The 21,170-nt window shown below is 60.9% G+C and carries 24 protein-coding genes; 9 read left to right on the forward strand and 15 right to left on the reverse strand.

Features of this window, described 5'->3' with window-relative positions; all coding sequences use genetic code 11:
• Positions 1–34: 34 nt before the first annotated feature.
• From ahcY to K6N12_RS10550, 6 genes are all read right to left on the reverse strand, one after another.
• Entirely contained in the window at positions 35–1,435 is a 1,401-nt protein-coding gene (ahcY, locus tag K6N12_RS10525; protein ID WP_097625118.1) for an adenosylhomocysteinase, read from the reverse strand.
• 273 nt (positions 1,436–1,708) lie between these two features.
• On the reverse strand, positions 1,709–1,984 hold the full coding sequence (locus K6N12_RS10530) for an HPr family phosphocarrier protein (protein WP_012559412.1): 276 nt from the start codon (positions 1,982–1,984) through the stop codon (positions 1,709–1,711).
• 9 nt (positions 1,985–1,993) lie between these two features.
• The gene (locus tag K6N12_RS10535; protein WP_003544139.1) at positions 1,994–2,395 is read right to left on the reverse strand and encodes a PTS sugar transporter subunit IIA; all 402 of its coding nucleotides are present in this window, start codon (positions 2,393–2,395) and stop codon (positions 1,994–1,996) included.
• 150 nt (positions 2,396–2,545) lie between these two features.
• Positions 2,546–2,995 carry an HPr kinase/phosphorylase gene (locus tag K6N12_RS10540; RefSeq protein ID WP_097625119.1) on the reverse strand — a complete coding sequence of 150 codons (450 nt, stop codon included), beginning with the start codon at positions 2,993–2,995 and terminating at the stop codon, positions 2,546–2,548.
• Positions 2,992–4,782, reverse strand: a complete 1,791-nt coding sequence (locus K6N12_RS10545) for a sensor histidine kinase (protein WP_003589491.1) — start codon at positions 4,780–4,782, stop codon at positions 2,992–2,994. The genes K6N12_RS10540 and K6N12_RS10545 overlap by 4 nt, the downstream gene beginning before the upstream one ends.
• Before the next feature lie 79 nt (positions 4,783–4,861).
• Positions 4,862–5,596 (reverse strand): response regulator transcription factor, encoded by a 735-nt coding sequence (locus K6N12_RS10550; RefSeq protein WP_003589490.1) that lies wholly within the window; start codon positions 5,594–5,596, stop codon positions 4,862–4,864.
• Between the two features lie 89 nt (positions 5,597–5,685).
• On the opposite strand from K6N12_RS10550, the gene K6N12_RS10555 reads away from it, so the two are divergent.
• From K6N12_RS10555 to K6N12_RS10570, 4 genes are all read left to right on the forward strand, one after another.
• Entirely contained in the window at positions 5,686–5,829 is a 144-nt protein-coding gene (locus tag K6N12_RS10555) for a hypothetical protein (RefSeq protein WP_165503893.1), read from the forward strand.
• Positions 5,830–5,933: 104 nt separating this feature from the next.
• Complete coding sequence (locus K6N12_RS10560; protein WP_097625120.1) at positions 5,934–7,544, forward strand: phosphoenolpyruvate carboxykinase; 1,611 nt, start codon at positions 5,934–5,936, stop codon at positions 7,542–7,544.
• A 107-nt stretch (positions 7,545–7,651) separates the two neighbouring features.
• Entirely contained in the window at positions 7,652–8,095 is a 444-nt protein-coding gene (gene arfB, locus K6N12_RS10565; RefSeq protein WP_097625121.1) for an alternative ribosome rescue aminoacyl-tRNA hydrolase ArfB, read from the forward strand.
• Position 8,096: 1 nt separating this feature from the next.
• Entirely contained in the window at positions 8,097–8,714 is a 618-nt protein-coding gene (locus K6N12_RS10570; protein WP_222148807.1) for an alpha-ketoglutarate-dependent dioxygenase AlkB family protein, read from the forward strand.
• 20 nt (positions 8,715–8,734) lie between these two features.
• Here K6N12_RS10570 and coaA read toward each other — a convergent pair whose 3' ends face one another.
• From coaA to hisB, 9 genes are read right to left on the reverse strand one after another with little or no spacing between them, the layout of a single operon-like run.
• Positions 8,735–9,730 (reverse strand): type I pantothenate kinase, encoded by a 996-nt coding sequence (coaA, locus tag K6N12_RS10575; RefSeq protein ID WP_097625123.1) that lies wholly within the window; start codon positions 9,728–9,730, stop codon positions 8,735–8,737.
• Positions 9,727–10,050: a phosphoribosyl-ATP diphosphatase gene (locus K6N12_RS10580; protein ID WP_097625124.1), complete on the reverse strand. Its 324-nt coding sequence runs from the start codon at positions 10,048–10,050 to the stop codon at positions 9,727–9,729. The genes coaA and K6N12_RS10580 overlap by 4 nt, the downstream gene beginning before the upstream one ends.
• A gap of 17 nt (positions 10,051–10,067) precedes the next feature.
• Positions 10,068–10,856: an imidazole glycerol phosphate synthase subunit HisF gene (gene hisF / locus K6N12_RS10585; protein ID WP_097625125.1), complete on the reverse strand. Its 789-nt coding sequence runs from the start codon at positions 10,854–10,856 to the stop codon at positions 10,068–10,070.
• Positions 10,857–11,603, reverse strand: coding sequence for a 1-(5-phosphoribosyl)-5-[(5-phosphoribosylamino)methylideneamino]imidazole-4-carboxamide isomerase (gene hisA, locus K6N12_RS10590; RefSeq protein WP_097625126.1), 747 nt, complete (start codon positions 11,601–11,603; stop codon positions 10,857–10,859). It abuts the gene before it with no gap.
• Between the two features lie 6 nt (positions 11,604–11,609).
• Entirely contained in the window at positions 11,610–12,167 is a 558-nt protein-coding gene (locus tag K6N12_RS10595; RefSeq protein ID WP_097625127.1) for a hypothetical protein, read from the reverse strand.
• Positions 12,164–12,346, reverse strand: coding sequence for a hypothetical protein (locus K6N12_RS10600; RefSeq protein WP_097625128.1), 183 nt, complete (start codon positions 12,344–12,346; stop codon positions 12,164–12,166). Before K6N12_RS10600 ends, K6N12_RS10595 begins: the two co-directional genes overlap by 4 nt.
• Positions 12,347–12,398: 52 nt before the next feature.
• Positions 12,399–13,049: an imidazole glycerol phosphate synthase subunit HisH gene (gene hisH, locus K6N12_RS10605; RefSeq protein ID WP_097625129.1), complete on the reverse strand. Its 651-nt coding sequence runs from the start codon at positions 13,047–13,049 to the stop codon at positions 12,399–12,401.
• A 2-nt stretch (positions 13,050–13,051) separates the two neighbouring features.
• Positions 13,052–13,537: a DUF2628 domain-containing protein gene (locus K6N12_RS10610; RefSeq protein WP_097625130.1), complete on the reverse strand. Its 486-nt coding sequence runs from the start codon at positions 13,535–13,537 to the stop codon at positions 13,052–13,054.
• Between the two features lie 22 nt (positions 13,538–13,559).
• Positions 13,560–14,168 carry an imidazoleglycerol-phosphate dehydratase HisB gene (hisB, locus tag K6N12_RS10615; protein WP_054185459.1) on the reverse strand — a complete coding sequence of 203 codons (609 nt, stop codon included), beginning with the start codon at positions 14,166–14,168 and terminating at the stop codon, positions 13,560–13,562.
• 176 nt (positions 14,169–14,344) lie between these two features.
• On the opposite strand from hisB, the gene hslV reads away from it, so the two are divergent.
• The 5 genes from hslV to K6N12_RS10640 all read left to right on the forward strand — a co-directional run bounded on the left by hslV (position 14,345) and on the right by K6N12_RS10640 (position 21,126).
• Positions 14,345–14,872, forward strand: a complete 528-nt coding sequence (gene hslV, locus K6N12_RS10620) for an ATP-dependent protease subunit HslV (protein ID WP_003583308.1) — start codon at positions 14,345–14,347, stop codon at positions 14,870–14,872.
• 91 nt (positions 14,873–14,963) lie between these two features.
• On the forward strand, positions 14,964–16,271 hold the full coding sequence (gene hslU / locus K6N12_RS10625; protein ID WP_097625131.1) for an ATP-dependent protease ATPase subunit HslU: 1,308 nt from the start codon (positions 14,964–14,966) through the stop codon (positions 16,269–16,271).
• Between the two features lie 189 nt (positions 16,272–16,460).
• Positions 16,461–17,408, forward strand: coding sequence for a DUF1402 family protein (locus K6N12_RS10630; RefSeq protein WP_097625132.1), 948 nt, complete (start codon positions 16,461–16,463; stop codon positions 17,406–17,408).
• A gap of 48 nt (positions 17,409–17,456) precedes the next feature.
• Positions 17,457–18,863, forward strand: coding sequence for a cytochrome P450 (locus tag K6N12_RS10635; protein ID WP_097625133.1), 1,407 nt, complete (start codon positions 17,457–17,459; stop codon positions 18,861–18,863).
• 91 nt (positions 18,864–18,954) lie between these two features.
• On the forward strand, positions 18,955–21,126 hold the full coding sequence (locus tag K6N12_RS10640) for a malate synthase G (protein WP_097625134.1): 2,172 nt from the start codon (positions 18,955–18,957) through the stop codon (positions 21,124–21,126).
• Positions 21,127–21,170 lie beyond the last annotated feature (44 nt).

Below are 21,170 nucleotides of genomic sequence, written 5' to 3' on the forward strand. Positions count from 1 at the left end.
CGGCTTCTACATCTTGTGGATATTAACGATCAGATCAATATCTGTAGTGGTCGGACTTGAACGGGCCCTTCGGCGAGACGCCGATATAGGCAGCCTGCTCTTCGGAAAGCTCCGTCAGCTTCACGCCGAGCTTGTCGAGATGCAGGCGTGCGACCTTTTCATCGAGATGCTTCGGCAGGATATAGACCTGGTTCGAATATTGATCGGGCTTGGTGAAGAGCTCGATCTGCGCCAGCGTCTGGTTGGTGAAGGAGGCCGACATCACGAAGGACGGATGGCCGGTGGCGTTGCCGAGGTTGAGCAGGCGGCCTTCGGAAAGAAGGATGATGCGGTTGCCCTTGGGGAATTCGATCAGGTCGACCTGCGGCTTGACGTTGGTCCACTTGAGATTGCGCAGCGCGGCGACTTCGATTTCGTTGTCGAAGTGGCCGATATTGCCGACGATCGCCATGTCCTTCATCTGACGCATGTGGTCGATGCGGATGACGTCTTTGTTGCCGGTGGTAGTGATGAAGATATCGGCCGAGGAAACGACGTCCTCGAGCAGCACGACTTCATAACCGTCCATGGCGGCCTGCAGGGCGCAGATCGGATCGGCTTCGGTTACCTTGACGCGGGCGCCGGCGCCGGAGAGCGAAGCGGCAGAACCCTTGCCGACATCGCCGTAGCCGCAGACGACGGCAACCTTGCCGGCCATCATCACGTCGGTGCCGCGGCGGATGCCGTCGACCAGCGATTCCTTGCAGCCGTACTTGTTGTCGAACTTCGACTTGGTGACCGAGTCGTTGACGTTGATCGCCGGGAAGGGCAGCAGGCCCTTCTGGCTGAGCTGGTAGAGGCGATTGACGCCGGTCGTTGTTTCCTCGGTGACGCCCTTGATCGCGTCGCGCTGCTTGGTGAACCAGCCAGGCGAAGCGGCGAGGCGCTTCTTGATCTGTGCGAAGAGGATTTCCTCCTCCTCGGAATGCGGATGCGACAGCACGTCTTCGCCAGCTTCGGCGCGGGCGCCGAGCAGGATGTACATGGTGGCGTCGCCGCCGTCATCGAGGATCATGTTGGAAAGGCCGCCATCGGCCCACTGGAAGATCTTGTCGGTATAGACCCAGTAATCTTCAAGCGACTCGCCCTTGATGGCGAAAACAGGAACGCCGGCAGCGGCGATTGCGGCAGCGGCGTGATCCTGCGTCGAGAAGATGTTGCACGAGGCCCAGCGAACTTCGGCGCCAAGCGCCACCAGCGTTTCGATGAGCACGGCCGTCTGGATGGTCATATGCAGCGAGCCGGTGATGCGCGCGCCCTTCAGCGGCTTTGCGTCGCCGAATTCGGTGCGGCAGGACATCAGCCCCGGCATTTCGGTTTCGGCGATGGTAATTTCCTTGCGGCCGAAATCCGCAAGCCCGATATCGGCGACGACATAATCTTTTTCAGTGCTCATAGAGGCCTCCAGGCTGAAAAACGTCTCAAAATTGGCGCAAGCGCGAAGATGACCGCGCGATGGATGGGCCGCGTCCTGATGCAGGTCACCCGGAGATGCGCAGCGGTTCCGGGATGACGACATGCACAAAAAAGAGAGCTGAAGCGTGTCGCATGAAGCAAGTTCGATGCAACATGCGTTAGCGCACGGCATATCCGCCGTTTAGCAGGCTTCGGGTGGGAAGGCAATAAGGATATAAAGAAGTCTTTATATGTTTATATGAGCTCGGAAAGCTCACATCTCTTCGCCGAACCGGTTCTGGATCAGTTGGTCCAGGGCCTCGAGCGCTTCCGCGGCCTGGCTGCCGCTTGCCGAGACGACGACGCTCGATCCGGGGCTTGCCGCCAGCATCATCAGGCCCATGATCGAGGTGCCGCCGACCGTCATTCCGTCCTTGGAAACGGTGATGGCGGCATCGAAGGTCTCGACCATCTGCACGAATTTGGCGGAGGCGCGTGCGTGAAGGCCGCGTTTGTTGATGATGAGGAGTTCCCGGGAGAGCGATGTCATGAAGGGCCGTTATTTTCCGCTGAGCACGCGGCTCGCGACATTGATATATTTCCGCCCGGCTTCGGAAGCCTCCACCAGCGCCTTCTCCATGTTGTTCTCGCCACGCACGCCGGCGAGCTTGATCAGCATCGGCAGGTTGACGCCGGCAATGACTTCGGTATGGCCGCTGCTCATGACTGAAATGGCGAGATTGGACGGCGTTCCGCCGAACATGTCGGTCAGAATGACGACGCCATGGCCGTCATCGGCACCGGATACAGCTTCCAGAATGTCCTGCCGTCTTTGATCCATGTCGTCTTCGGGGCCGATACAGACCGTCTCGATGAATTTCTGAGGACCGACGACGTGCTCGACAGCATGACGAAACTCTTCAGCCAGCTTGCCATGAGTGACAAGCACAAGTCCGATCATGATATTACTGCTCCCATATACGCGAACGGTGGCCCCAATATCGCAATGCAGCAATTACGTCCACCGGTGGGGGCACATCTTGGCCATGAAAAGCCGAAGTGCAAGATAAAAATGCGAATATATAAGGCAGATTGATCAATCCGGAAGGCTTCAATGTCCGATATCGGGCGCTTTCGCCATCAACATTGCCAGCGGTGAAGCGACGCCTGTGAGCAGCCGCAATGCGGGAAGCGAAAGGCCGGGCGCGAGGCTGACGATTTCACCCTCCGGCGGCACGCGGTTTTCGCCGGACGCGCTGCCCGGAAGCACGGCATAATGCATCGCCGCCTGGGGCACATGCTCCTGTCGGACGATGCCGGTGCCGCGAAGCTCGATCAGCCCGGCGATCGATGGCGGGCATGTGGCCACCACGCTGCCGGTCTCTTCGGAGAGAAGAACCTGGTCGTCGGCGACCAATGCCGTAAACAGCCCGAGCCGGCGCGCCTCGGTCATGCAGGTGAAGGCAAGCATCGATTTTCCCCAGCCGGAGGGACCGCTGAACAAGAGCCCCGTCCTGCCAACGACGATCGCCGTCGCATGAATGTTCCGGGGCGCCGTCATGCGGCGGCATCGACGGGTAAAGCGAGGATAAAGCGGGCACCGAGCACCTGTCCGCCTTCGGCATCGGTGATGTTCTCCGCTCTCAGCGAACCGCCATGGGCCTCGGCGATCTGGCGGCTGATCGACAGGCCGAGCCCCGAATTCTGCCCGAAGCCTTCCGATTCCGGCCGGTCGGTATAGAAGCGCTCGAAGATGCGGTCGATATTTTCTGCCTGGATGCCGGGCCCGTTGTCTTCGATCGTGGTCACGCAGCGCGACCGTGTCCGCACTAGCCGCACGGTAATCTTGCCACCCTTCTCCGGCACGAAGGAGCGGGCGTTCTCGATCAGGTTGGCGATGATCTGGCCGATGCGCAGGTCGTGGCCGGTAACGACGAAGCGGGTCTTGACGTTCGGCTTGCGGTCGATCGCATATTCGATCTCCACCTGCTTCTTGGTGCTCCTGACCTGGCGCGAAACCTCGATGAGGTCGCGCAGCAGCACCTCCATGTCGACGGAACCGGCATCGACACGGGCAAGCTCGGCATCGAGGCGCGAGGCGTCGGAGATATCGCTGATCAGCCGGTCGAGGCGGCGGACATCGTGCTGGATGACGTCCATCAGCCGTTTCTTGGAATCGTCGGATCGGGCAAGCGGCAGCGTTTCGACGGCGCTGCGCAGCGACGTCAGCGGATTCTTGAGTTCGTGGCTGACATCGGCGGCGAAACTCTCGATCGCATCGATCCGGTCGTAGAGTGCCGTCGTCATTTCGCGCAATGCAATGGAAAGATTGCCGATTTCATCCTGGCGGGCGGAGAAGTCGGGAATCTGCTCACGTGTCTTTGCCCCGCGGCGCACCCGGATGGCGGCGGCCGAAAGGCGGCGCAGCGGATTGGCGATCGTCGACGAGAGCACCAGCGAAAGCAACACGTTGACGAGCGTCGCGACGCCGAAGACGCGCATGATGGCAAGCCGCTCGGCATGCACGATATTGTCGATGTCGCCTGCCTGCGTCGACAGCAGCAGCACCCCGAGCACGGCGCGGAAACGCTGGATCGGCACGGCGACCGAAACGATGAGCTCGCCTTTTTCGGTCGTGCGCACGACGGCGCCGCGCACGCCGGTTAGCGCGTTCATCACCTCGGGATAGATCGAGCCGTCGCCGCCCGGCGCTTCCTTATAGAGCGGTAGGTTGCCGGGCTGTAGCGCCTTGTTGAACAGGGTGGCAAACCATTCGCTCCAGGTCTGCTTCTCCTCTTCGACCGGCGGCAGGTCGAAGCGCAGCACCTGGCCGCGCGAATAAAGATGGCGGGAATCCAGCAGGAGATTTGCATCGGCATCGAAGATGCGGGCGCGCGTGCGCGTCGGAGATATCAGCCGGCGCAGCACCGGCGCGACCTTCTCGGGATCGATGGGGAATTCGAGGTCTTCGTCGTTCGGCACCGGGGTGATGCTCTGGCCGGCCTGCAGCTCGAGCAGCTTCTGCGGATCGATGGTGATCGAGTTGGTATCGACCGATGCGGAGGCCGAAATGGCGCCGGCGATGATCTCGCCTTGCGTCAAAAGGCTCTCGGCGCGGGCGTCGATCAGTCCCTCGCGAAACTGGTTGAGGTAGAGGATACCGCCGACGAGCACCAGCAGTGCGACGAGATTGAAGAAGACGATGCGCCGCGTCAGGCTCGAAAATACGGCATTGCCGAAGATGCGGCGGATCAGCGTGAAGGGATGCGACCAACGGCGGCCCCGGACGCGACGGGTGCTCACGCCCTCCGCATCGTCGAGATCCCTTTCCTGCACCAACTGTGCCAACGACTGGCCCTTTCGAAGGGCGAGGCCGGATAAACCGGCCCGCAGCCCTCAACAATGTCTCGCGCTGCGCCGTTTGGGCTCAGGCTGCTTCGCGGAAGCGGTATCCCACTCCGTAGAGTGTTTCAATCATATCAAAGTCGGTGTCGACCATCTTGAATTTCTTGCGCAGCCGCTTGATGTGGCTGTCGATGGTCCGGTCGTCGACATAGACCTGTTCGTCATAGGCTGCGTCCATCAGCGCGTCGCGGCTTTTGACGACGCCGGGGCGCTGCGCCAGCGAATGCAGGATCAGGAATTCGGTGACCGTCAGCGTCACGGCCTCACCCTTCCAGGTGCAGGTATGGCGCTCCTGATCCATGACCAACTGCCCGCGCTCCAGCGAGCGGGCCTGCTGCACGGCGCCGTTCTTCGGCGCGCCGACAGGGCTGGCGCCGGCGGCTGCGGCTTCACGGCTCGAGGCGCGGCGCAGCACGGCGCGGACGCGCTCGACCAGCAGGCGCTGCGAAAAAGGCTTGGTGATGAAATCGTCGGCGCCCATCTTCAGGCCGAACAGCTCATCGATCTCCTCATCCTTGGAGGTGAGGAAGATGACGGGAATATCCGACTTTTGCCGCAGACGGCGCAGCAATTCCATGCCGTCCATGCGCGGCATCTTGATGTCGAAGATCGCCAGCTGCGGCGGGCGCGCCAGCAGGCCGTCGAGGGCCGAAGCACCGTCCGTGTAGGTCTCGACCTTATATCCTTCGGCCTCCAGTGCGATCGACACCGAGGTGAGGATGTTGCGGTCGTCATCAACGAGCGCGATTGTCGGCATGGTGTTCGTCTCCGTCATCAGTGCGCAATCTCCCGGATTTGCTCTCCCCAGGCGGTCTCAGTGACCGGATGCGCTTATGGAGGATAAAGGTGGAACAAATTGTGGCAAAGATAAAGGGAAAGATTGTCGTGGAATTCGAAGGCAATCGTGAGTGGTGCGGTAAAATGTTTCAACGCGCCAATTTAAAACGATTTAAAATTATGGCGTTAAATTTAAATCGATTAAATAATTGATATTACTATATTTTTTCAAGTTTTGTCTCTTGTGTTTTAAAAATTCTACCCGTATTTTCGCGATTAGTTTTAACGGCAACGAGCCTGAGCGAAGGGAACTAGCCATGGAAATGTTCGGAGTTCATAACCCGGCAACAGAGCTGGCAACGGTTGGATTGGGCGGCGCAGCCAGCGTTCGCTACAACTTTTCCGCCGCCGCGCTCTATGAAGAATCGATCCGCCGGGGCGAAGCCGAACTCACCGCTCAGGGGGCGCTGCGGGCTATCACCGGCCAGCACACCGGCCGTTCGCCGCGTGACAAGTTCGTCGTTCGCGACAGCAATACCGACGGCGAAATCTGGTGGGACAACAACAAGCCGCTCTCGCCGGAACATTTCGCGCTGCTGCGCGCGGATATGCTGGCGCATGCCGCGGGCAAGGACCTGTTCGTTCAGGATCTCATCGGCGGTGCCGAGGAAGGCCATGCTTTGCCGACCCGCGTCGTCACCGAATTTGCCTGGCATTCGCTGTTCATCCGCAATCTGCTGATTCGCCCCGACGCCGCAGCACTGCCGAGCTTTGCGCCGAAGCTGACGATCATCGATCTGCCGAGCTTCAAGGCCGATCCGGCCCGCCACGGCTGCCGTTCGGAAACGGTGATCGCCTGCGACTTGACCAACGGTCTCGTCCTCATCGGCGGCACCTCCTATGCCGGTGAAATGAAAAAGTCGGTCTTCACCGTCCTCAACTACCTGCTGCCCGCCAAGGGCGTAATGCCGATGCACTGCTCGGCCAATGTCGGCCCGAATGGTGACGCAGCGGTGTTCTTCGGCCTTTCCGGCACCGGCAAGACGACGCTTTCGGCCGACCCGGCCCGCACGCTGATCGGCGATGACGAACACGGCTGGAGCGAAAACGGCATCTTCAATTTCGAAGGCGGCTGCTACGCCAAGACCATCCGTCTGTCGGCCGAAGCCGAGCCGGAAATCTACGCGACGACCCAGCGCTTCGGCACCGTGCTTGAAAACGTCGTGCTGAACGAGCGCCGCGAGCCGAATTTCGATGACGGCTCGCTGACTGAGAACACCCGCTGCGCTTATCCGATGGATTTCATCCCCAACGCTTCGGAAACCGGCCGGGCCGGGCATCCGAAGACGATCATCATGCTGACCGCCGATGCCTTCGGCGTCATGCCGCCGATCGCGCGGCTGACGCCCGACCAGGCGATGTATCACTTCCTCTCCGGCTACACCGCCAAGGTGGCCGGCACCGAAAAGGGTGTCGTCGAGCCGGAAGCGACCTTCTCCACCTGCTTCGGCGCTCCGTTCATGCCGCGCCATCCGGCCGAATACGGTAATCTGCTCAAGGAACTGATCAGCCGCCACGGCGTCGAATGCTGGCTGGTGAACACCGGCTGGACCGGCGGCGCCTACGGCACCGGCAAGCGCATGCCGATCAAGGCGACACGCGCGCTGCTCGCCGCCGCCCTGACCGGCGAACTCGGCCAAGTCGAATTCCGTGCGGATTCCAATTTCGGCTTCGCCGTGCCGGTCTCCGTCAACGGCGTCGACAGCAGCATTCTCGACCCGCGCTCGACCTGGGCCGACAAGGCAGCCTATGACGCGCAGGCCGAAAAGCTGGTCTCGATGTTTATCGCCAACTTCGCCAAATTCGAAGGTCACGTCGATGGCGGCGTCCGCGACGCGGCCCCGGGCGTGAAGGTTGCGGCTGAATAAAACGAATAATCTTTGACTCACGTGAAACCCGGCATCGCAGGATTGCCGGGTTTTTCGGTTGACGGCCGATATTTTCAACTGGCTGCCGATGTGAGATAGAACGGCGCATGGCCAGCGACGCACTCTATATCGACGACAGGATCACCATATCAGGATGGGAGCTGACGGAACAGTTCGTTCTGGCGGGCGGGCCCGGCGGGCAGAATGTCAACAAGGTCTCGACCGCGGTTCAGCTGTTTTTCAATATCCCGAATTCGCCGTCGCTGAACGATCGTGTCAAAACCAATGCGGTCAAGCTCGCCGGTCGGCGTCTGTCGAAGGACGGCGTGCTGATGATCGAGGCGAGCCGGTTTCGCAGCCAGGACCGCAATCGCGAGGATGCGCGCGAGCGGCTGAAGGAATTGATATTGGAGGCCGCCAAGCCGCCGCCGCCGCCGCGCAAGAAGACCAAGCCGACCAAGGGTTCGGTCGAGCGCCGCCTGAAGGAAAAATCCGGCCGCTCGGAAGTCAAGAAAATGCGTGGCCGCCCTGGCGGCGGCAGTGGTGAATGACATGCTGGAGTTCTTGAGCGGTATTCGCCATCTTCCCGGCTATCTCGATCGGGCGCGTCAGGAGGCCTTGGTCGAGGTGATCCGCACGATTGTCGCCGAGGCGCCGCTTTATGTGCCCGTCATGCCCGGGACCGGCAAGCCGATGTCGGTGCGGATGACCAATTGCGGGCCGCTCGGCTGGGTGACCGACAAGGAGCGCGGCTATCGCTACCAGCCGACGCATCCGGCAACCGGCAGGCGTTGGCCCGATCTGCCGCAGGAATTGCTCGATATCTGGAATGATGTTGCCGGCTACGACAAACCGCCGGAAGCCTGCCTGATCAATTTCTATTCCGACGAAGCCCGCATGGGCCTGCATCAGGACAAGGACGAGAGGGATTTGCAGGCGCCGGTCGTCTCGATCTCGCTCGGCAACAGCTGCCTTTTTCGCGTCGGCGGCCTCAGCCGCAATCATCGCACGCTATCCGTCAAGCTCTCCAGCGGCGATCTGGTCGTTCTGGGCGGCGAGGGGAGACTGTGTTTTCACGGCGTCGACCGCATTCATCCGGCGACGTCGACGCTCTTGAAGAATGGCGGCCGCATCAATCTGACGCTGCGCCGCATCAATCCTCCAAGCTGATGGTCAGCAAAGATCGCCTGCTATAGTTTCCGCAGCGCGACCTGTTCGATCAGGTGATCCTTGCCTTTTTTCAGGATCAGATCGGCGCGCGGCCGCGTCGGCAGGATGTTCTGCCGCAGGTTTTTCAGGTTGATGTTCGCCCAGAGATCCCCGGCAATTTCGAGCGCTTCCGCGTCGCTGATCGAAGCGTAGCGATGGAAATAGGAATTCGGATCGCGAAAGGCGGTCTCGCGCAGCCGCATGAAACGTGCGACGTACCAGTTGTGAATCAGGTCTTCGGCGGCATCGATATAGATCGAGAAGTCGAAGAAGTCGGAGACCATCGGCACGATCTTGCCGCCGGCCGGCAGGTCGCGCGATTGTAATACGTTGATGCCCTCGAAGATCAGGATGTCCGGCCGGTCGACGATCTTGTATTCGTCCGGCAGCACGTCATAGACGAGGTGCGAATAGCTCGGCGCCTTGACATCCGGCTGTCCGGCCTTGATCGCCGAGAGAAAGCGCAGGATTGCGGCCGTGTCGTAACTCTCCGGAAAACCCTTGCGCTGCATCAGCTTTTCCCGCTGCAGCACGGCATTCGGATGAAGGAAGCCGTCGGTGGTGACGAGATCGACCTTCGGGCTCGAAGGCCAGCGCCCCAGCAGTTCCTTGAGAACACGGGCCGTGGTCGATTTTCCCACGGCGACCGAGCCGGCGATGCCGATGACGAAAGGCGTCTTCGTCACATCGGAGATGCTGAGGAAGCGGTTGCGCTGCTCGAACAGCATCTGCGAGGATTCGACATGCGCCGACAGCAGCCGCGACAGCGACAGATAGATGCGCCTGACCTCGTCGAGATCGATCGGGTCGCCCATCGAGCGCAGCCGTTTGACCTCGTCGCTGGTCAGCGTCAACGGCGTGTCGGCGCGGAACTTCGCCCATTGTTCGGAAGAGAAGAAGTGATAGGGCGAATAGGAGTCCGACTGGAAGTGATCCAACGTTTCCGGCACCCCGATAATCTCAGTCGCGATACTCATGAACTCTGCCGGCCGGCCTTTTCCTTGAGGCCGGACTGCGCGGTTCTGCGCTCGAGTTCGGCCATGACATTCTCTAACGGTATTTCAGCAATCTTCAATACGACCAAAAGGTGATAGAGCACATCGGCGGCTTCATAGGTCAGATTCTCGCGGTCGCCGGTCACCGCCGCCATCACCGCTTCGATCGCCTCTTCACCTAGCTTCTTGGCCGCCTTCGGCTGGCCGGCGGCGACGAGCTTCGCCGTCCAGGATTGCTCCGGCGAGGCTGTCGAGCGCTCTGCGACGATGCTTTCGAGATCGGAAAGGGAAAATCCGCTCATATGTCCGCTTTCAAGGTTCAGTCGAGACGCATGTCGATGCCGCACTTCGACATATAGTGCTTCGCCTCGCCGACGGAATAGGTGCCGAAGTGGAAGATCGATGCGGCGAGAACGGCATTGGCATGACCCTCTTTCACCCCGGCGACGAGATCGTTGAGATCGCCGACGCCGCCGGATGCGATGACAGGCACACGCACCGCATCGGCAATCGCCCGCGTTAGCTCCAGATCGTAGCCGACCTTGGTGCCGTCGCGGTCCATCGAGGTGACCAGCAATTCGCCGGCGCCGCGTTCAACCATCTTCTGGGCGAATTCGACGGCGTCGATGCCGGTCGCATTGCGGCCGCCATGCGTATAGACTTCCCAGGCGCTGAGATTGTCGCCGCCGACCGCCTGCGTGCGTCTGCGCTTGGCGTCGATCGAGACGACGATGCACTGGTCGCCGAACTTGTCGGCCGCCTCAGTGACGAAGTCGGGATTGCTGACCGCTGCCGAATTGATCGAGACCTTGTCGGCGCCGCACAGCAAGAGCTTGCGTATATCGGCGATGGTGCGCACCCCGCCGCCGACCGTCAGCGGCATGAAGCATTGGTCGGCCGTGCGCGACACGACATCGAAGATCGTATCGCGATTGTCCGAAGAAGCGGTGATGTCGAGGAAGCAGAGCTCGTCGGCGCCGGCCGCATCATAGGCTTTCGCCGCTTCGACGGGATCGCCGGCATCGACGAGATTGAGAAAATTGACGCCCTTGACGACGCGGCCGTCCTTGACGTCGAGGCAGGGGATGACACGGGCCTTGAGGGTCATTTACGCAGTCTCCTTTGCCCTGCTGGCCTTGACCAGCGCCAGTGCTTCCGCGGGGTCGATACGGCCGTCGTAAAGCGCCCGGCCTGAAATTGCCCCTTCGAGCTTCTGCGCATCCGGCTCCAGCATACGCCTGATGTCGTCGAGAGAGGCAAGGCCGCCGGAGGCGATGACCGGAATGGAGACGGCTTCGGCAAGTTCCAGCGTCGAGGCCCAGTTGATGCCGGCAAGGATGCCGTCACGGTCGATATCGGTGTAGATGACCGCGGCGACGCCGGCGCCTTCGAATTTCCTGGCGAGCTCGATGACACCGAGTTCGGAAGCTTCAGCCCAGCCCTCGACGGCCACCTTGCCCCCCTTGGCATCGATGCCGACGGCGACGTGACCGGGAAATTTCCGGCAGGCTTCGATGACCAGATCAGGATTTCTGACCGCGACGGTGCCGAGAATGACGCGCCGCAGCCCCCGCGACAGCCATGCCTCGATATGATCGAGCGTGCGGATGCCGCCGCCGAGCTGCACCGGATTTTGTGTTGCCTTGAGGATCGCTTCCACGGCGTCGCCATTGGCCGAATGTCCCGCAAAGGCGCCGTCGAGATCGACCACATGCAGCCATTCGAAACCCTGGTCTTCGAAGGATTTCGCCTGGGCGGCCGGATCGGTGTTGTAAACCGTCGCCTGCTGCATGTCGCCGAGCCGCAGGCGGACGCATTGGCCGCCCTTCAGATCGATCGCGGGAAAAAGGATCATGTCGTCTTACGTCCGTAGAGTGGTCGGTACCATCAGCGCATTCCACGCATCTACGATATCCGAGTGAAAAAAGACAGCGGCAATGGTGGCCGCGCCGAAAAGCAGAAGAAGCAGCAGGGTGACGGTGAAACCGGCCCGAACCTGACGCCAGAAGCCGAGGCGCCGCTTCACTGATGTCTCGATGTCGCGCACCTCTCTCAGCGCCTGGCTGTTGACGGCGGCGAGCCGGATTTCCGGCTCCATCGCCTCTACATAGGTTTCGGCATAAGTCGAAAGGATCTGCGAGGCGCGATCGCGCAGCGTATTGCGCAGGTCGGTAGAGAGATAATTGCTGGCGACCGCGGCAAGCTCGGCCTCGTTGGGAGAACGGCCGGCGTTGCGCTTGCGATAGCTGAGGACGAAATCGCGCTTCTGTCGCTCGTAAAGGGCATAGGCAAGCAGGCCGATGAGATCGTCCTCGCCTTCAATATAAAATTCCAGCACGGCCTCAGCGATATCGTCGGCGTTGATGCCGTTGGCGCGCAGCTGCGAATTCTCGTTGCCGGCAAGAAATTCATGGATCATCGGTCCAGCCTTTCTTTCATCGCTTTGGCTGCATTGGAAAGCGCTCTTTTGTGAATGGTCTCATCGACACGGCGGATGATCGTTCCGTCGGGAAGCCGGATATCCGAGAACGGCGGCAGACCTTCTCTGGAGGGTCTCAGCATGTAGAACACCTTGCCTGATTTCCGCGAAGCCGGCATCGAGCGCACTCCTGTTCCGCCGTTTCCATAAAGGGGAAATAAGGCGGCGGTATTACGGGTTCCAACGCAGGAAATTGGCGATCAGCGCCAGGCCGAGCTTCTGGCTCTTTTCCGGGTGAAACTGGGCGCCGACCATGTTGTCGCGCCCGACGAGAGCGGTCATCGCACCGCCATAGTCGACGGTCGCGATGACATCGTCGGCGTTCTCGGCGGCAAGATGATAGGAATGCACGAAATAGGCATGCAGCCCCTCGGACCCCGTCGGAATGCCGTCGAACAACGGATGTTCGCGCTTCAGGTCGAGCGTGTTCCAGCCGATCTGCGGGATCTTTAGCGCCGGATCATCGGGCGTCATCTCGACGACGTCGCCGGGGATCCAGTTGAAACCGTGCGTCACGGTCTTCTCGAGCCCGCGCGAGGACATCAGCTGCATGCCGACGCAGATTCCGAGAAACGGCCGCGCCTTCTTCTCGACCGCTTCGATCAGCACCTCCGCCATATCGGGCACGGCATCGAGCCCGCGCCGGCAATCGGCATAGGCGCCGACGCCGGGAAGCACGATACGATCGGCGGCGGCAACATTTTCGGCTTTGTCTGTGAGATCGATATGCGCATCGATGCCCGCTTCACGGGCGGCCCGTTCGAAAGCCTTGGTCGCCGAGCGCAGATTGCCGGAACCATAATCGATAATCGCGACGCGCATCGTCAGCGTCCTCCATCAAAACCAAAGAGACCAAGCGAGGTGGCCTGGCCAGGCGGATTGTTCGGACGGGTCTTGTTCTCCCAGTCCGGTGCGGTGTCCTTGTTGCTGTCGGCAACGGCCGCCTTGTCCGAGAAATAGACGTCCTCGGCAATGGCGATCGTATCGGCTGCAACGAGCCCATCTTCGGTCCACCCCTTGGCGGCGAGGTGGCGGATGCGGAAATTCTGGCCCTCGAGGCCGACCAGCACATTCACGCCCAGCAGGAGGGCCGCTCCCGCCAGCCCGAGGCCCGGCTCGTCCATCAACGCACCGCCGATCGCCTGCAGCACGAAGACCGCGGCCGCATGCAGCCACAGCCGATGTGCGAGCAGCCAAACCCATGGAAACAGAAAGCCGAGCAGCGTGAAGCCGTCACGGATAGTCCGGGTCTCTTCGACCGTGGCGCGCGTGCCGCCGGGCGGCGTCAGGAAAATATAGCTGGATGTCATTGTCGCTGCTCCCTTGAGGGGCTCAGACGAGCGTGCCCTTCGTCGAAGGTACACGGCCGGCCTGTCTCGGATCGATCTCTGTCGCCGTGCGCAATGCGCGGGCGACGGCCTTGAAGCATGTCTCGGCAATATGGTGATTGTTGGCGCCATAATGGTTGAGAATATGCAAGGTGATGCCGGCATTCTGGGCGAGCGCCTGGAAGAATTCGCGAACGAGTTCGGTATCGAACGTGCCGATCTTCGGCGCGCTGAAGGCGACGTTCCAGACGAGGAACGGCCGGCCGGACAGATCGACCGCGGCCTTGGTCATCGTCTCGTCCATGGCCAGATCAATCGAGGCGTAACGCGTGATGCCGCGCCGGTCGCCGAGCGCCTTGGAGATCGCCTGGCCGATGGCGATGCCCGTATCCTCGACCGTGTGGTGGTCGTCGATATGCAGATCGCCCTGGGATTCGATCTCCATGTCGATCAGCGAATGCCGCGAAAGCTGGTCGAGCATATGATCGAAGAAGCCGACGCCGGTCGAAATCTTCGATTTGCCGGTGCCGTCGAGATTGACGGAGACGGAAATCGAGGTTTCGTTGGTCTTGCGGGAAACACTGCCCGTGCGGCTTGCTGCGGTCTCGGCCATATGGCCCTCCATCGGAATAAGGCCGTTCCTTATCAGGCGGATCGGCAAATATCCAGAAGCCGGGCAAGAGAAAAGCCGGCCCATTTGCAAACGGCGCCGGCCCCCTTACATAGGGCTCAACAGGGCCAATGTGTGGTCTCGCGTAAACGCCCGCGTCGTGGGCAGACAGGTGTTTGATGACAACGATCATTACAGTTCGAAAAGGCGGCAAGGTGGTGATGGCCGGTGACGGCCAGGTGAGCCTCGGCCAGACCGTCATGAAGGGCAATGCCCGCAAGGTGCGCCGCATCGGCAAGGGCGAAGTCGTTGCCGGTTTCGCCGGCGCCACGGCCGATGCTTTTACCCTGCTCGAAAGGCTTGAAAAGAAGCTGGAGCAATATCCCGGCCAGCTGATGCGCGCCGCTGTCGAGCTCGCCAAGGACTGGCGCACCGACAAATACCTGCGTAATCTCGAAGCCATGATGCTCGTCGCCGACAAGTCGATCACGCTGGCGATCACCGGCAATGGCGACGTTCTGGAGCCCGAGCATGGCACGACGGCGATCGGTTCTGGCGGCAATTTTGCCTTCGCCGCCGCCCGCGCCCTCATGGATACCGACAAATCGGCTGAAGAGATCGCGCGCCGCGCCCTCGAAATCGCCGCCGACATCTGCGTCTACACCAACCACAATATCGTGGTGGAATCGCTGGATGTCGAAGGCTGAATCTGAGGCCTTCCGGCCGCTCCCGCGGCGAACAAAGATGTATTTGCGGCCGGGCGCTGATGGCCCTGGACCGCCAGGAGAATGACACGCAATGACGACCTTTTCCCCCCGCGAGATCGTTTCCGAACTCGATCGCTACATTATCGGCCAGCATGACGCCAAACGCGCCGTCGCGATCGCGCTGCGCAACCGCTGGCGCCGCCAGCAGCTCGACCCGAGTCTGCGCGACGAAGTCATGCCGAAAAACATCCTGATGATCGGCCCGACCGGTGTCGGCAAGACCGAGATCTCCCGCCGCCTGGCAAAACTCGCCGGCGCGCCCTTCATCAAGGTGGAAGCCACCAAATTCACCGAAGTCGGGTATGTCGGCCGCGATGTCGAGCAGATCATCCGCGATCTGGTCGAGGTCGGCATCGGTCTGGTGCGTGAGAAGAAGCGGACCGAGGTCCAGGCCAAGGCGCATGTCAGCGCCGAGGAGCGTGTTCTCGATGCGCTGGTCGGCACCACGGCTTCGCCCGCTACCCGCGAAAACTTCCGCAAGAAGCTGAGGGACGGCGAGCTCGACGACAAGGAGATCGATATCGAGGTGGCCGATGCCGGTTCCGGCATGGGAGGCTTCGAAATACCCGGCATGCCAGGCGCCAATATTGGGGTGCTCAACCTGTCGGAGATGTTCGGCAAGGCGATGGGCGGCCGCACCAAGAAGGTCCGCACGACGGTCAAGGCCTCCTATACCGATCTGATCCGCGATGAATCCGACAAGCTGATCGACAATGAGGTCATCCAGCGCGAGGCTGTTCGCTCCACAGAGAATGACGGTATCGTCTTCCTCGACGAAATCGACAAGATCGCTGCCCGCGACGGCGGCATGGGTGCCGGCGTGTCGCGCGAAGGCGTCCAGCGCGACCTTCTGCCGCTCGTCGAAGGCACGACAGTTTCGACCAAATACGGGCCGGTGAAGACGGATCATATCCTCTTCATCGCCTCAGGCGCCTTCCATGTCTCCAAACCCTCCGATCTTCTGCCGGAGCTGCAGGGCCGATTGCCGATCCGCGTCGAATTGCGCCCGCTGAACAAGGAGGATTTCCGTCGGATCCTGACCGAGACGGAAGCAAGCCTCATCCGCCAGTACCGCGCACTGATGGAGACCGAAAGCCTGAACCTCGAATTCACCGACGACGCGATCGATGCGCTCGCCGATGTCGCCGTGCATCTGAACTCCTCCGTCGAGAATATCGGCGCCCGCAGGCTGCAGACGGTAATGGAGCGGGTCCTGGACGATATTTCCTATAACGCCCCCGATCGCGGCGGCACGGCCGTCACCATCGATGCCGCCTATGTGCGCGAACATGTCGGCGATCTCGCGCAGAATACCGATCTCTCGCGTTTCATTTTGTGATATCGGCGCACCGGTCCATGTCTTTCCCGACGTGAATGCCGGATTGTCACGCACTCTCTCTCGACAGCGGGCCTTTTACTTTTTAGTGAAGGCCCGTTTTGTTTTCCGCTCCGGCTTTATTCGGCCAAGATTCTGGTCCAGTCAGCCGCATCGCAAACACGACGATGGAACGGGACGGGATAGCGGATCGTGCGACGCCTTTTGACAAGCCTTTTGATTGCCGTTGCCCTGGTGAATTCGGCGCCTGCCTTCGCCATGCAGACGGTGCCGGCCGGCAATCGTCATGCCGAACAGCCCGATATTCCGGGCGCTTCCGTCAGGCGCACCAAGGGAACCAAGAGCAGCTTCGATCTGAAATATGAAAAGGTCCACGACCTGCTGGCGACCGATCGCGAGCTGATGGCCAAGATTCGCAAGGTCTCCAGCGCTTACGGCATCAATCCCATCCATGTCGTCGGCGCGATCGTCGGCGAACACACCTATAACGTCGACGCCTACGACCGGCTGCAATCCTATTATGTCAAGGCCGCTTCCTATGCCGGTGAAAGCTTCCGCTTCGCCTATGACGGCGAAAACGTCGATGAATTCGTGGCGCGGCCGCAATTTGCCGAATGCAAAGGCAAGAGTGATTCCTACACGCTGTGGTCCTGCCGCGAAGATGTCTGGGAAAGCGATTTTCGCGGCAAGACGGTGGGCGGCAAGAGCTTCCCCAACAACCGCTTCAGCGCGGTCTTCTTTCAGCCCTTCTACGCCGGCCAGACCTTCGGCCTCGGCCAGGTCAATCCGCTGACGGCGCTGATGCTCTCCGATCTCGTGGCCCGCGTCTCCGGTTATCCGAAACTGAACGAGAAGAATGCCGGCGCGGTCTACAGGGCGATCATGGATCCCGACATATCGCTCGCCTTCGTCGCCGCCTCGATCCGCCGGTCGATCGACGATTACAGGGAGATTGCCGGCATGGATATCTCAGGCAACCCCGGTCTGACTGCAACGCTTTATAATGTCGGCAACTCGCGCCAGCGCGCCGCCGCACTCGCTGCGAAGAACCGCTCTTCGGGTGCGACCGTCTGGCCGGAGGAGAATTATTACGGCTGGCTGATCAACGACAAGCTGGACGAACTCAAGGGCCTGCTCTAGCTTCAAGCTTGCCGGGAAGGCGCTGATCTTCCCCGAAAGGCTTTGACGATGGACATGCGTCCTGATCCCTTCTTTCCGCCGGCACCGCTGCCGCGCACCGTGCCGCCAAGCCGGTTGGAAATCATCCGCATCATCCTGCGCAATCCGCTCGAACTCTGGGGCGAGCCGTCCTATACGCTGCCCTGGATAAAGACGAGCTTCTTTGGGCAACACACGCTGATCGTCAACGATCCCGGTCTGATCAAGCATGTTTTGGTCGATAATGCCGGCAATTATCGCATGTCGGACATTCGCCAGCTGGTGCTGCGTCCGATCCTGCGTGACGGCCTCCTGACCGCAGAAGGTCCCGTCTGGAAGAGATCACGCAAGGCGGTGGCGCCGGTTTTCACGCCTCGCCATGCCCAGGGTTTTGCCGGGCAGATGCTGCGCCAGTCGGAAGATTATGCCCGCAAATATCAGAGTGCCGGCGAGACGGGGGCAATTTTTGATATCAGCACTGATATGACCGAGCTGACCTTCGCGATTCTCGCCGACACGTTATTTTCAGGCGAAATCGTCACCTCGAGCGGCCATTTCGCCGATGACGTCAATGCTCTCCTGCATCGCATGGGCCGCGTCGATCCGATGGACCTGATGCGCGCCCCCTCCTGGGTTCCACGTGTGACACGCATCGGCGGTCAGAAAGTGCTGGAGAAATTCCGTTCTATCGTCCGCAACACGATGGATATGCGAACTGCAAAGATGAAGGCGAATCGCGCCACAGCACCCGAAGATTTCCTGACCCTGCTGCTGGACCAGGCCGGCCCCGACGGGCTGACGAAGGAAGAAATCGAAGACAATATTCTGACCTTTATCGGCGCCGGGCATGAGACCACGGCACGGGCATTGGCCTGGACGCTCTATTGCGTCTCGAACAGCCCGCATATCCGCGAGGCGATGGAGATGGAAATCGACGCGGTGCTCGCCACCGGGGCCGAACCTGTGGAATGGCTGGATATGATGCCGCAAACGCGCGCTGCCTTCGAGGAGACGTTACGCCTCTATCCGCCGGCGCCATCCATCAATCGCGCCGCCATATCGGATGACTCCTGGACAAGCCCCAAGGGCGAGCGGGTCGAGCTCGAGGCCGGGATCACCGTGCTCATCATGCCCTGGACGCTGCATCGCCACGAACTCTATTGGGATAGGCCGCGCGCCTACATGCCCGAGCGCTTCCTGCCGGAAAACCGCGGCTCCATCGGCCGCTTCCAGTTCCTGCCTTTCGGCGCCGGTCCGCGTGTGTGCATCGGCGCAACCTTTGCGCTTCAGGAGGCGGTGATTGCCCTTGCCGTGCTGATGCATCGCTATCGTTTCGATTCCACCGATGAGACCAATCCCTGGCCGGTACAAAAGCTGACGACGCAGCCGCAGAACGGCCTGCCGATGCAGGTGACACCGCGCATAATTTCCCGATAAGCATAAATCTTTCGAATTATTGCGGAATTGACTGTGAATGAAAGCCGGGCAAAGTGGCAGCATTCAAAGTCGTTGCCAGGGAGAATGTCGCATGAGCCGCATTGATAAGAACGGTCTTGCCATCGAAGCCGTCCTTCATGATTTCCTCGTCCAGGAGGTTCTGCCGGGTCTGGGGATCGATGCGGACAAGTTCTTTGCCGATTTTTCGGCGATCGTCCACGATCTCGCCCCGAGGAATCGTGCCCTGCTGGCAAGACGCGACGAGCTGCAGATCAAGATCGACGACTGGTATCGCCAGCACGGCGCGCCTACGGATATGGACGACTACCAATCCTTCCTCCGCGGGATCGGCTATCTCCTGCCGGAAGGATCGGACTTCCAGGTTTCGACCCAAAATGTCGACCCCGAGATCGCCTTGATCGCCGGCCCGCAGCTCGTCGTTCCCGTCATGAATGCCCGTTATGCGCTGAACGCTGCCAATGCGCGCTGGGGCTCGCTCTACGATGCGCTCTATGGCACGGACGCCATTCCGGAGAGCGACGGCGCCGAACGGGGCAAAGGGTACAATCCGAAGCGGGGCGAGAAGGTCATCGCCTGGGTGCGCGATTTCCTCGACACAGCGGTACCGCTGCAGGACAGCAGCTGGAAGCACGTCGGCGGTTTCGCTATCAAGGATGGGGTGCTCGTTCTCCGATCGACCGATGGCGAACAGGCAATGCTTGTCGATGGCGGGCATTTTGCCGGCTATCGCGGCGATGCTGCGGCCCCGACGCATATTCTCTTGAAGAACAACGGCATCCATATCGAGATCGTCATCGATGCGACGACGGCAATCGGCAAGTCCGATCCGGCTCATATTTCCGATGTCTGGCTGGAATCGGCGATCACGGCGATTATGGACTGCGAGGATTCGATTGCCGCCGTCGACGCCGAGGACAAGACCGTAGTCTATCGCAACTGGCTCGGCCTGATGAAGGGCGATCTGCAGGAGGAAGTGGTAAAGGGCGGGGCGAGCTTCATCCGCAAGCTCAACCCCGATCTGGACTATACCGGTCCGGATGGCGCTGCCTTCGAGCTGCATCGCCGCTCGCTGATGCTGGTGCGCAATGTCGGCCACCTGATGACCAATCCGGCCATTATCGACCGCGACGGCAGGCAAGTGCCGGAGGGTATCATGGATGCTGTCATCACCGGCCTGATCGCGCTTTACGATATCGGCCCGGCCGGCCGGAGGAAAAATTCCCGCACCGGCTCCATGTATGTGGTCAAGCCGAAGATGCATGGGCCCGAAGAGGTCGCCTTTGCGGTCGAAATCTTTTCGCGGGTCGAAGATGCGCTTGGTATGGCGCGCAACACCATCAAGATGGGCATCATGGATGAGGAGCGCCGCACGACGGTCAATCTCAAGGAATGCATCCGTGCTGCCCGCGAGCGGGTCGTCTTCATCAATACCGGCTTCCTCGACCGCACCGGCGACGAGATCCACACCTCGATGGAAGCCGGCCCGATGATTCGCAAGGGCGACATGCGCCAGGCAGCCTGGATATCGGCCTATGAGAATTGGAATGTCGACATCGGCCTGGAATGCGGCCTCGCCGGCCACGCCCAGATCGGCAAGGGCATGTGGGCGATGCCGGATCTGATGGCGGCGATGCTGGAGCAGAAGATCGCCCACCCGAAGGCCGGCGCCAACACTGCCTGGGTCCCGTCACCGACGGCCGCGACCCTGCACGCCACCCATTATCACCGGGTCAATGTCGCCAGGGTTCAGCAGGGGCTGAAGGACCGCGCCCGCGCCAAGCTCTCCGACATTCTCTCCGTGCCGGTCGCGGTACGGCCGAACTGGACGCCGGAGGAAATCCAGCGCGAACTTGATAACAATGCCCAGGGCATCCTCGGCTACGTCGTACGCTGGGTCGATCAGGGCGTCGGCTGCTCGAAGGTGCCCGATATCAACAATGTCGGCCTGATGGAGGATCGCGCCACATTGCGCATCTCGGCCCAGCACATGGCGAACTGGCTGCACCACAAGGTCGTCACCGAGGCCCAGATCGTCGAAACCATGAAACGCATGGCGGCCGTCGTCGACCGGCAGAACGAGACGGATCCCCTCTACCAGCCGATGGCCGGTAATTTCGACGGCTCGATCGCCTTCCAGGCCGCCCTCGACCTCGTGCTGAAGGGCAGGGAGCAGCCGAACGGCTATACCGAGCCGGTGCTTCACCGCCGCCGCCTCGAGCTGAAGGCGAAGCCGACCGGTTGAGGGTATACTGAGAATATGAAAAGGCCGCCGGAACGACAGTTCGG

Source organism: Rhizobium redzepovicii (assembly GCF_019793435.1).
Lineage (GTDB): Bacteria > Pseudomonadota > Alphaproteobacteria > Rhizobiales > Rhizobiaceae > Rhizobium > Rhizobium redzepovicii.

Bases quoted from the DNA above. Each gene is read 5' to 3' on its own strand.
- ahcY (WP_097625118.1), bottom strand. From the start codon at position 1,435: ATGAGCACTGAAAAAGATTATGTCGTCGCCGATATCGGGCTTGCGGAT.
- K6N12_RS10530 (WP_012559412.1), bottom strand. From the start codon at position 1,984: ATGACATCGCTCTCCCGGGAACTCCTCATCATCAACAAACGCGGCCTT.
- K6N12_RS10535 (WP_003544139.1), bottom strand. From the start codon at position 2,395: ATGATCGGACTTGTGCTTGTCACTCATGGCAAGCTGGCTGAAGAGTTT.
- K6N12_RS10540 (WP_097625119.1), bottom strand. From the start codon at position 2,995: ATGACGGCGCCCCGGAACATTCATGCGACGGCGATCGTCGTTGGCAGG.
- K6N12_RS10550 (WP_003589490.1), bottom strand. From the start codon at position 5,596: ATGCCGACAATCGCGCTCGTTGATGACGACCGCAACATCCTCACCTCG.
- K6N12_RS10560 (WP_097625120.1), top strand. From the start codon at position 5,934: ATGGAAATGTTCGGAGTTCATAACCCGGCAACAGAGCTGGCAACGGTT.
- arfB (WP_097625121.1), top strand. From the start codon at position 7,652: ATGGCCAGCGACGCACTCTATATCGACGACAGGATCACCATATCAGGA.
- K6N12_RS10570 (WP_222148807.1), top strand. From the start codon at position 8,097: ATGCTGGAGTTCTTGAGCGGTATTCGCCATCTTCCCGGCTATCTCGAT.
- coaA (WP_097625123.1), bottom strand. From the start codon at position 9,730: ATGAGTATCGCGACTGAGATTATCGGGGTGCCGGAAACGTTGGATCAC.
- K6N12_RS10580 (WP_097625124.1), bottom strand. From the start codon at position 10,050: ATGAGCGGATTTTCCCTTTCCGATCTCGAAAGCATCGTCGCAGAGCGC.
- hisF (WP_097625125.1), bottom strand. From the start codon at position 10,856: ATGACCCTCAAGGCCCGTGTCATCCCCTGCCTCGACGTCAAGGACGGC.
- hisA (WP_097625126.1), bottom strand. From the start codon at position 11,603: ATGATCCTTTTTCCCGCGATCGATCTGAAGGGCGGCCAATGCGTCCGC.
- K6N12_RS10595 (WP_097625127.1), bottom strand. From the start codon at position 12,167: ATGATCCATGAATTTCTTGCCGGCAACGAGAATTCGCAGCTGCGCGCC.
- K6N12_RS10600 (WP_097625128.1), bottom strand. From the start codon at position 12,346: ATGCCGGCTTCGCGGAAATCAGGCAAGGTGTTCTACATGCTGAGACCC.
- hisH (WP_097625129.1), bottom strand. From the start codon at position 13,049: ATGCGCGTCGCGATTATCGATTATGGTTCCGGCAATCTGCGCTCGGCG.
- K6N12_RS10610 (WP_097625130.1), bottom strand. From the start codon at position 13,537: ATGACATCCAGCTATATTTTCCTGACGCCGCCCGGCGGCACGCGCGCC.
- hisB (WP_054185459.1), bottom strand. From the start codon at position 14,168: ATGGCCGAGACCGCAGCAAGCCGCACGGGCAGTGTTTCCCGCAAGACC.
- hslV (WP_003583308.1), top strand. From the start codon at position 14,345: ATGACAACGATCATTACAGTTCGAAAAGGCGGCAAGGTGGTGATGGCC.
- hslU (WP_097625131.1), top strand. From the start codon at position 14,964: ATGACGACCTTTTCCCCCCGCGAGATCGTTTCCGAACTCGATCGCTAC.
- K6N12_RS10635 (WP_097625133.1), top strand. From the start codon at position 17,457: ATGGACATGCGTCCTGATCCCTTCTTTCCGCCGGCACCGCTGCCGCGC.
- K6N12_RS10640 (WP_097625134.1), top strand. From the start codon at position 18,955: ATGAGCCGCATTGATAAGAACGGTCTTGCCATCGAAGCCGTCCTTCAT.